Annotated in this window: 9 protein-coding genes; 1 reads left to right on the top strand and 8 read right to left on the bottom strand. The window is 51.8% G+C overall.

Annotation, left to right across the window (positions count from 1 at the left end; genetic code table 11):
* Positions 1 to 104 precede the first annotated feature (104 nt).
* Positions 105 to 989 (bottom strand): SDR family oxidoreductase, encoded by an 885-nt coding sequence (locus ACOJTG_RS02890; RefSeq protein WP_420152429.1) that lies wholly within the window; start codon positions 987 to 989, stop codon positions 105 to 107.
* A 109-nt stretch (positions 990 to 1098) separates the two neighbouring features.
* Positions 1099 to 1689 carry a Crp/Fnr family transcriptional regulator gene (locus ACOJTG_RS02885; protein WP_420152428.1) on the bottom strand — a complete coding sequence of 197 codons (591 nt, stop codon included), beginning with the start codon at positions 1687 to 1689 and terminating at the stop codon, positions 1099 to 1101.
* A gap of 211 nt (positions 1690 to 1900) precedes the next feature.
* On the opposite strand from ACOJTG_RS02885, the gene ACOJTG_RS02880 reads away from it, so the two are divergent.
* Complete coding sequence (locus ACOJTG_RS02880; RefSeq protein ID WP_420152427.1) at positions 1901 to 2293, top strand: RidA family protein; 393 nt, start codon at positions 1901 to 1903, stop codon at positions 2291 to 2293.
* 89 nt (positions 2294 to 2382) lie between these two features.
* On the opposite strand, the gene ACOJTG_RS02875 is transcribed toward ACOJTG_RS02880, so the two are convergent.
* The 6 genes from ACOJTG_RS02875 to ACOJTG_RS02850 all read right to left on the bottom strand — a co-directional run.
* Positions 2383 to 3441 (bottom strand): acyltransferase family protein, encoded by a 1059-nt coding sequence (locus ACOJTG_RS02875; protein ID WP_420152426.1) that lies wholly within the window; start codon positions 3439 to 3441, stop codon positions 2383 to 2385.
* 157 nt (positions 3442 to 3598) lie between these two features.
* Positions 3599 to 4477 carry an alpha/beta hydrolase family esterase gene (locus ACOJTG_RS02870; protein ID WP_420152425.1) on the bottom strand — a complete coding sequence of 293 codons (879 nt, stop codon included), beginning with the start codon at positions 4475 to 4477 and terminating at the stop codon, positions 3599 to 3601.
* 84 nt (positions 4478 to 4561) lie between these two features.
* Positions 4562 to 7714: a M1 family aminopeptidase gene (locus tag ACOJTG_RS02865; protein ID WP_420152424.1), complete on the bottom strand. Its 3153-nt coding sequence runs from the start codon at positions 7712 to 7714 to the stop codon at positions 4562 to 4564.
* Positions 7711 to 8583 carry an ABC transporter ATP-binding protein gene (locus ACOJTG_RS02860; protein ID WP_420152423.1) on the bottom strand — a complete coding sequence of 291 codons (873 nt, stop codon included), beginning with the start codon at positions 8581 to 8583 and terminating at the stop codon, positions 7711 to 7713. The genes ACOJTG_RS02865 and ACOJTG_RS02860 overlap by 4 nt, the downstream gene beginning before the upstream one ends.
* Positions 8584 to 8655: 72 nt before the next feature.
* Positions 8656 to 8865, bottom strand: coding sequence for a helix-turn-helix domain-containing protein (locus ACOJTG_RS02855; protein WP_102202511.1), 210 nt, complete (start codon positions 8863 to 8865; stop codon positions 8656 to 8658).
* Position 8866: 1 nt separating this feature from the next.
* Positions 8867 to 9240 (bottom strand): DUF2975 domain-containing protein (locus ACOJTG_RS02850; protein ID WP_420152422.1); only part of this gene is annotated, 374 nt, incomplete at its 5' end.

Here is a 9240-nt window from a genome sequence, read left to right as displayed (position 1 = left end):
GCTAGAAAAGTAACGGCTCCATACAGTATTCATAAGATCAAGCGAACAAGAATCGGGTTTCCTGACTACAAAGACCAACCCTTGCAGTCAGGAAACCCGGTAGCTTATCGATTGAAATAATGACCCATCCGCAAATCCTCGATCAGCCCTGGATGGACGGGTTCCCAGCCCAAAGCGGCTCGGGTTTGAGTAGCCGTTGCCGGACTATCGAAGGTGATAAACCGACTCATCCAGTCAAAATGACTACTGGCTTCTTCGGGAGATACGGAGACTACGGGTACTTGTAGCTCCTGTCCGATTAATTCCGCGATTTCCCGAACCGGAATGCCTCCGTCCCCAATGGCATTGTACCGTTGACCCGTTGCGGCTTTTTCCAGGGCCAGGCGGTATAAGCGGGCCGCATCGAGTCGGTGTACGGCGGGCCAGCGATTGCTGCCATCTCCTACGTACGCCGAAACGCCCTTCTTCCGGGCCAGATCAATCAGGAACGGTACGAACCCGCCATCGCCCTGATCATGGACGGAAGGCGGAAGCCGGATCACCGAAGCCCGTACGCCTGTCTCGGCTAAGGCGATAGCCGTAGCTTCAGAAGCCCGGTGCGTGGCCGGAGCCGCGTCCGCTTCCGTAATAATGCCTCCATCGCTAGGCACAATCAGAATTCCTCCGGTTACGATCAAAGGACGATCGGTACCGACCAGGGCGGAGCCGAGGGCTTCAATGGCCCGTTTGTCCGTGGCCGCCGCCGCCGCATACTGCGAAAAATCGTGAATAAAGGCCGTATGGATGACGCCATCCGCTGCCGAGGCTCCCGCTTTCAATACCTCCGGATCTTCCAGGCTACCCCTGAGTACGTCCACACCAATCTCCTGCAGGGACTGAGCGGAGGCGTCGGAACGGGCCAGGCCTAAAACCTGATGCCCTGCCGCTAGCAATTCCTGTACAATGGCGGAGCCTACAAAGCCCGAGGCTCCCGTTACAAATACTCGCATGGTCGTGTATGTTTGTGAGGCGAGTGTTCGAACGAAAGGCTTGCTCACTCGCCTGTGATTACGAGGCAAAATTGAACAATCCGTAAAGCCCAAAAGAGGACATTTGTCCCTATTTTACCGAATGCCTGAGCTGAGCCTGTCGGATTCGCGTCAGCGTTTTCAAAGAAACGCCAAGGTAAGAGGCCACCATCCGCAAGGGTACGCGGGAAAGAATACCCGGATAAGCCTGCAGAAAATCCTCGTACTTCTCGGCGGGCGTGGCACTGAAGGTTTGGTACAGCCGATTGCGACTGAGATGCAGATGCCGGGAAATCAGTTGTTCGGAATAGGTTCTAAGATTGGGTATGGCTTCGAGTAAAGTATCAAACCGATCGCGGTTCCAGATCATCAGCTGGCTATCTTCCACAGCTTCGATAATATAAGCCGAAGGCGTACGGTGGGTGTAACTTTCGCCATCGGTAGTCCAGTTCAGTTCCGGGGAAAACTGCATTATGTGTTCCGTACCATCCGCTCCAATCCGGTAGGTTCGCAAGAAGCCTCTGGTAATGAAGATTTTATGCCGGCAGACTTCCCCGGCCCGTAACAAGATCTGTCTTTTAGAAACCGTCCGCTCCATCGCCGCCGCCGTAATCATGGCGACTTCTTCCTCAGATAAAGTGAGGTTTTGAGTTTTGATATAGTTTTCAAAAATGGCTAACATCTCTTACCAGAGGGAATGGATAGCGTGCAGTTGCTCTTACGAAGATACTACACAAAAAAGCTTGGATGTACGTCTTGTACTACAATCCGCACGGCTGATTTGTCCTCGGATTGCAAATTATTTTACGCGTTCCAAAAAAGGTATGACATAAGGCTGTCGCTTGAGGCAGCGATTTTTGTATTGTCAAATCAATTATAACATCGTTACCCGCATGGAAAAGCGAACCATTGATCCCTGGAAATGGGGAGAGTACACCAATTCCGTACAAGCCGTTGAAATCAAGCAGCCAGCCGGCACGCTCTATTGTTCCGGGCAGGCCGCCATCGATGCTCACGGGCAGCCCAGTACGGCCGACATGCGAACCCAGTTACAACAAACCTTTGATAACCTAGAGCAACTCATTACGGAGGCCGGTTACAGTTGTCAGGGCATTGTGCGGCTGAATGTGTATACGACTTCATCGATTGAATTCTTTACAACCTGTGGGGACTTGTACCAGTCCTGGATCGTCGGACACGGTATCAAACAGGCCACTAGCTTACTGGAAGTGAAAGGCCTTTTTCAGGGGCTAACGATTGAGCTGGAAGCGACTGTAGTAAAGTAAACAGGTACGGCTGATCGTAAAAAAGGTTCGGTAATTTACCGAACCTTTTTGTTGTACTGTAGAAATATAGTTTTCTAAATTAGAAGTGTTTACATCCGTTTGAAGTAAGTACGAATCGGCTCATCCAAAAATTTCAGGACGATATACGCAAACAGGATTAGTACGATAACGCCGACGATCATAATGACAATCAATTCACTCACGGGCGGCTTTTTTGCTTCGATATAACTCAGGACAAGCCACAAAAAAGGATAGTGCGTCATGTACAGCGGATAGGAAATATCACCCGAAAATGTACAAATCCGTTGTAACGCGGGCTCGACGGGCGTACCCGCTCCCAGGGCAATCAGGAAAGGAAAATAAAAAACCACGAGCAGTGGATCGACCAGCCAGTTGATCGCTTTCGAAAAAGGCACTAAAAACGTAAGCAGTAATAAAAGGCCTACTACGCCAAAACCCAGTCGCGTGCGAATAATCCAGCGGCTCCGGTACACGAGCATACCCGCCAGAAACGAATAGAAAACCCGGCTTCCGCCGCCCCAAAAGTTATCCCCGCCAAATCCCACGGCCAAGTATGTGGATCGGTGAGCTTCGTAGAACAGCGTACAAGCGGCAATCAGGGTTAGCATTGCCAGAACTCTGGTGGGTAGTTTGACCAGTACTAACGCATAGAGCACATTAGCCAGGTATTCCCAAAACAGCGTCCAGGTGGGTGGATTGAGGTGAAACAGATTGAAATACCGTTCCCGGACCAGCGGAAAAGGAATCATCAGACAGGAGGTAAGAAACATGCCCAGCGTCTGACTGGCGTATACGGAATAGAGTTTGCTAAACGGATCAAAAACGAAGGTCAGTAAGCCAATGATCGAACCGATCACCACCAGCGGGTGCAAGCGAATCAGTCGTCTTTTTAGAAAGGTACGTACGCCCATCGATCCTAATTTATCATCGTACGCGTAGGCGATGACAAAACCTGATAAGCAGAAGAAAAAATCGACGGCCAGGTACGCGTGGGCAATGAAGCTGTCGTGGTAGTCCGGAGTAATAAACTCCATAAAATGGAAAATAACCACGGCTACGGCAGCAATGCCCCGCAGGCCATCGAGTACTTGGAAATGAGGTTTGGTCGCTACGGAAGAGGTCAGCATACGGGCTGTTAGGATACTAGATACGGAAAAGGATTCCTGTCGTAAGAGGGTCGGAAACTCACCTCAGGAGTTAAAAGGAAGCGGAGAACGGTACGTACCAACCAAGCCTCCAGATAAGGCAATACCTGGAGGCTTGAAAAAGACAGCGGTTCGTCGTTTAGCGAAGCTGGCGTTGGAAAAAACGCAACGCTTCTACGTGTACGTCAATATCCTTGGGGTAATCGTGCTTGCCACCGATGACCTTCAGGAGTACTACTTCGGGCTTTCCTTTGACTTGGTACGTATATCGTTCTACGGTCCGGCCATCGCTGGGGTCTGTATCCGGTAGTTTTTCCATCGTTGGTTTGCCGCGGTAGCCCGCCAGCTCGGCCCAGTAGGCAAAGGTGCGGTCGGTGGACCGTACGCGGCCCATATTCATGTTCGGCCCCAGATCAACAACACCGCCCTGATACGGGTTTACGTTATCTTCCGTACCGTTGATGATCAGCACGGGTACGGGTTTGCCCGTGGGCGTACAGTCCAGATTATCGGTATCGGGCAGATTGGCGATGATGGCCGTTACGGCCCTAAATCGATCCGGCATGGTCAGGGCCAGTTTATACGCCATGTGACCACCCCCGGAGGTACCCACGGCAAATACCTGCTTCGGCTGAATGCCGTAATGCCGCTCAAAGTATTCGATCATGCCCGCAAAGAAAGCCTGCTCGTTGACGTCCTCCTTGTTGGCCAACGCGGGCGAAGCTTTCCGGCATTCATTCCAGTAGCGTTTATAGCCATCGGGGTATACCAGCAGCGTACGGGTGGTCTGGGCCTCCTGCTCCGCTTTTTCGGTGCCCCGCATCATGCCTTTGCCATCACCGCCCGATCCGTGCATGACGAAGGCCAGACTTTGCGGTTGCTGACCCACGGCGGGTTTATGAAAATGGAAGACGCGATAATTTCCTTCAATCTGTAGGGAATCGGTCAGCACCTGAGCGTGTAATCCACTGAAGGATAACCAACCCAGCACGCTGGTCAGGACAGTACGTTTCAACATTACAATAGATTTAGCATGCAAGAAGGAACGAAGATCGGAGGCACCACGCTCGGATTCAACAATTCATGAAAATTTTCCTGGGATTCAACGTTGGACCTGCTTGAAAAGGGCGTCGATTTTCGAGTGTGTAGCAGGTGGACTGACGCGATAAAGCTCTTCCAGAAAATCCGTCGAAACCGGAGCCGCATTCGGGTAGGCGTGGGCTGCCAGCAGCCGTCGCAGGGCCTGATTGAGGCGTTTTTCGCCGATCAACTCGCTCAGTTGGTACATCGCTACCAGTCCTTTCGAGTAATGCAGATGATCGTTTTCGGGCTTAACCCGGTACAAAGGTTCTTCCGTGGTGAATCCCCGTTCCTGCTCGTAAATCCCTCGGTGTAGAGCCACGTGTTCTAAGGCCTTTTCGTGGCCGAGCGTATGCTTGACCAGCATCAGCTCAGTATACATGGCCAGTGTTTCGGTCAGTAACTTACTGCCTTCGCGTTCGTCCGGCACCAATTGATTAGCTCCCCACCACTGGTGCGAGAGTTCGTGAGCGGCCAGTTCGTTGATCACGTCCTGCTGCTGATCTCCGGCCAGATTGGCGTGAAAAAGGAGATCTTCCGTCATGAAGATACTGGCGGGATACGCCGTGCCGGCAAAGCCCGATGTAAAGGAGGAAACTTCAGCAAAACGAATGACCGGAAAGGGATACGGCCCAAATTCCCGCTGGCAGTAATCCAGAGCCCGCTGCGTCCGTTGGATCAGGTGATTCACGTTTTCCGGATGCTTCGGGTCGTAATACACCTCGATACCCGTACCCCGGTGAATCACCCGACGAAGCTGATACTGAGCCGAGGAAACAGCAAAACGAAAGGGAATGGGAGTAGGCGTCTGAAAATGAAAATACCGGCGATCCTGCTGCGTCCACTGCCCGACCAGTGATCCAACACCTACAACGGTCTGCGAAGCGGATGTCGAAACGAGCATATCCAGTCGAATAAAATCCGTCGGACTGCGGGGAGCTTCCAGCGGTCGTAAGGGACTGGCGGGGCCTAATCCTCTGTTACGTCGTTCTTCCGGCGAGGTAATTTCCAGAGCGGTCTGATAGCCAATTTGCGGGAAATAGTTACTGAGACGGATAAACGTTCCATTTTGCACGATGGCATTAAACGATTCATGACCCGAAAAACCATCCCAACCTGAATGAAAGGAAAAATGCAACTGAGCCGTATCGCCGGGCTGCAAGGGTTTTTCCAAACGCATAAGATGCGTCTGATGCGGCAGAACTTTACGCAGTTGCCCACGTACCCATACCAGCGAATCAAGGTCGATTCCTTTGGGGATGGTCCACAGCATTTGATCAAGGGTTTGGGACGATTGGTTAACGAGCTGATACGTACCTCGCACCAGGTACCTGTGTTGTTCTGGAAATAAATCCACTTGCGTTTGAACGTCTGTTACACAGGGTTTAGGCTGATCGCGGAATCGACGAAATTGCTGTTCATACCACTGCTGCTCCGCGAGCCGATCGCTACGTTTGGGAACTTGGGCGTGAATGGTCAGGCCCAGCGTAAGACTTCCAACGAGGAATAATACCAGGACTGGTATACTCCGCAGGTGGGGACTTTTTCGCTGTACCGTAAACGTGAGCAGGAGCAACACAACGCTCCACCCGTAGGCCAGTCGCCAGTTAAAGCTTTCCACGTACGCGTCCCAACCATTCATTTCGCTATAACGCCCGCTGTACGGTGCGGCCAGGCGAATCAGCGGATGCGTGAGTCCTATAAATTTACCCAGGGAAGTGGAAACGAGTAGCACCAAGACGGTTGCCACGAGCAGGCTAAGTCCTTTTTGGGGAATGAGCCAGTATAGACACAAGGCCAGTCCACTACTGATGCTTACCGGCAAACCAATGAACGCATACAGAGCCGCATACGCCGACCAGTCAACGGTGGGGTATTGATACATCCATTGAAAGACCAGAGCTACCCCAATCACCAGCGTAAGCATCAGCACGTGCAGTAGGCTTAGGCTGAGCCACTGGGCTACTAATTGCGTCACTTGCTCGGCGGGCGTGGAACGTTCCAACAGGCTAAAACCTTCGTTGCGGCTCCGATAAAAGAGTTCATGGCTATAGAATAGTACGATGCCTACCTGCAAGCCCGGAAAGTTGGCCAGAATTCGGTTGACAAAAACGGCCGTAGTCGCGTAGCGTTCGGGTAGACGAATGCCCTGATCCAGGGTGCCGTAGTATTCCATGGCCATATAAAACATAAGACTCAGGGCCAGTACGGCGAATGGAATGCTTCGGATGATCCAGAGCAAACTGAGTCGAACTTCGCTGATGAGTACGGAATAGTGATAAGTAATCCCCTGAGCGAAACCCGTCAGGGGGTGGTACTGGCCCTGAAAGGAATGAGCTAAGGATTTAGGTGAACGACGACTTTTCGTTGGAATTTGAAACCGATAGCGAAGTAAACTGAAACCGATGACCAGTCCGGAAAATAATAAGTACCCGCATCGGTTGAGGAGCAATACCCCACTAAGCTGCAAAAGCTGGCTGTTTTTCTGTACGATAGTCCAGTGATTCGTCTGGTCATAAAAGGCGGATAATCCCAACGGATCCAGCAAGGCCGCCCAATACCGGGCCTGTTGGGAAGCAGGTAAAGCGGCGGACATGAGCGGCGAGCCCGCATACAGCATCACGACCAGATAAGCCATGTAGAGCAACAGGGCGACCATGTACACGAGCAATTTCCGGGAACTGAACCAGGCTACGCCGCTCAGCAGGGCCACGTACAGGAAAAGGTTCGGTACGCTGAATAGGAAAAAGGGCTGAGCATAATACGTCCATTGAATTGGGCTGCTGTATTCGGTCTGCGTGAATTGGGAAAGTAGTACGCCCGTGCTGAGACTCAGCATGAGCAAAGCACTCAGCAGGAAAACCACCGTGAACTGACCCATCAGAAAGGGAACCTTCCTTAGCGGCAGGGCGTACAGAACCGTCTCCAGGTTGGCGTCTTTTTCCTGAAAGAATACCTGAGCTGAAAAGAAAGCGGTAATAAACATCCCGGCCAGATTGAGTAAACCCGTCAGGTGCGTAAGAGCGTAGCTGCCGTACCGGGTCAATTCTTTGCTTGGACTAAACGTAAGCTGTGAGCCAATGAAATAGCCGATAAACAAAGCTAGTGCCAGACTTAGATAAAAACCGGGTTTGCGGAAGTACGAGTAGAGTTCGAAGGTAAACGTCGCTTTCATAACGCAGGTTGATTGAGGGCATGGAAATAAACGTCTTCCAGCGTAGCCGCTAAGGGCTGATAATCGGGCCCGGGACAGCTAGTTGCGTAGTAGTGGGCCACGTGCGTACCGCCGACCAACTGCATCGAAAGCAGACCTGGCTGCGGGGAGGCGAGTTCCGCTTTAGCGACGCGTCGCTGCCAGAGCTTGCCTTCCAGATTTTGAATGAAAGCTTCGGGTTTGCCGCGAGCGATGAGTTGACCCCGATTCATGATGGCCATATCGGTACACAAATGCCGCACATCTTCGACTAGGTGCGTGGACAGGATGACGATTCGTTCTTCACTGATTTCGCTGAGCAGGTTATTGAATCGCAGGCGTTCTTCGGGGTCGAGACCCGCCGTAGGTTCGTCCACAATCAGTACTTTGGGGTCCCCGAGTAAGGCTTGGGCAATCCCAAATCGCTGTAGCATACCCCCCGAAAAGCGATGAGCTTCCTGATGCCGTACGGAGTAGAGATTCGTTTTTTCGAGTAAGGCCAGTACCTGTTCCGTGCGGGACGCCCGGTGGGTAAGGCCTTTCAGAATGGCTAGATGTTGGAGTAATTCGTAGGCCGATACCTTGGGGTAGACGCCAAAGCCCTGGGGCAGAAAACCCAGGTGCTGTTTGAAGAGCCGCGGTTGTTGCCGAACGTCGAGGTCGTTCCAGTGAATTTCCCCCTGATCGGCGGATTGCAGGCCCGCCAGCGTTTTCATGAGTGTTGATTTGCCCGCTCCGTTGGGCCCTAGTAAGCCAAACATGCCCGGACCGAGATCGAGCGAAACATTGCTCAGGGCTTTCACGCCATTGGCATAGGTTTTGCTAAGGTGCTGAATGTGTAAGCGTTGCATGGTTGAAAAGACATAGCGATTTCCGCCCTCGCTGAAAGCGGGAGTCTAAGAAAACAGGAAGGAGAAAAGGGCCTAGGACTCGGCTACGTATTCAAGAATATCGCCGGGTTGACAGTCCAGAATCTGACACAGGGCTTCCAGCGTATCGAAACGAATGCCCTTAGCTTTGCCCGTTTTGAGAATGGACAGGTTAGCTGGTGTAATGCCCAGTCGCTCGGCCAGTTCTTTGCTCTGCATTTTCCGACGGGCGAGCATGACATCCACGTTGACAATGATGGGCATATTAAATAATTAAATCCTGTTCGTTTTGAAGCGTAAGCCCCTGTTCAAAAATAACGGCTAGAAAATACGTAAACACCCCGAGCAGGAAATGCAAGCTGATGAGTACCTCTACCGGTGAACCAAGGGGATAAACCAGCGAGATCAGTACGGTTACCAGGGTGGGTAATAGCAGATTCCCCCGGTAAAACCACTGCAATTGCCGGATGCCGTAGGTAGTAAACAGTCGGGTTTGGGTAAAAACCGTAAAAACCCGGCTCACCAGATAAAAGAACAGCGTATACATGCCCAGCAACAGCAAAAACATGCACAGATAGCCAGAATTGTATTCTCCCAGCAGATACGGCTTGGTGGTGAAGGGATAATAAATTTCAAATC

It is taken from the genome of Siphonobacter sp. (assembly GCF_048595215.1).
Taxonomy (GTDB): domain Bacteria; phylum Bacteroidota; class Bacteroidia; order Cytophagales; family Spirosomataceae; genus Siphonobacter.
This window is presented reverse-complemented; position numbering and strand designations above follow the sequence as displayed.

What these genes read in the sequence shown, in the direction of transcription:
- ACOJTG_RS02860 (WP_420152423.1), bottom strand. Translation starts at nt 8,583, where the DNA reads ATGCAACGCTTACACATTCAGCACCTTAGCAAAACCTATGCCAATGGC.
- ACOJTG_RS02875 (WP_420152426.1), bottom strand. Translation starts at nt 3,441, where the DNA reads ATGCTGACCTCTTCCGTAGCGACCAAACCTCATTTCCAAGTACTCGAT.
- ACOJTG_RS02865 (WP_420152424.1), bottom strand. Translation starts at nt 7,714, where the DNA reads ATGAAAGCGACGTTTACCTTCGAACTCTACTCGTACTTCCGCAAACCC.
- ACOJTG_RS02870 (WP_420152425.1), bottom strand. Translation starts at nt 4,477, where the DNA reads ATGTTGAAACGTACTGTCCTGACCAGCGTGCTGGGTTGGTTATCCTTC.
- ACOJTG_RS02890 (WP_420152429.1), bottom strand. Translation starts at nt 989, where the DNA reads ATGCGAGTATTTGTAACGGGAGCCTCGGGCTTTGTAGGCTCCGCCATT.
- ACOJTG_RS02855 (WP_102202511.1), bottom strand. Translation starts at nt 8,865, where the DNA reads ATGCCCATCATTGTCAACGTGGATGTCATGCTCGCCCGTCGGAAAATG.
- ACOJTG_RS02880 (WP_420152427.1), top strand. Translation starts at nt 1,901, where the DNA reads ATGGAAAAGCGAACCATTGATCCCTGGAAATGGGGAGAGTACACCAAT.
- ACOJTG_RS02885 (WP_420152428.1), bottom strand. Translation starts at nt 1,689, where the DNA reads ATGTTAGCCATTTTTGAAAACTATATCAAAACTCAAAACCTCACTTTA.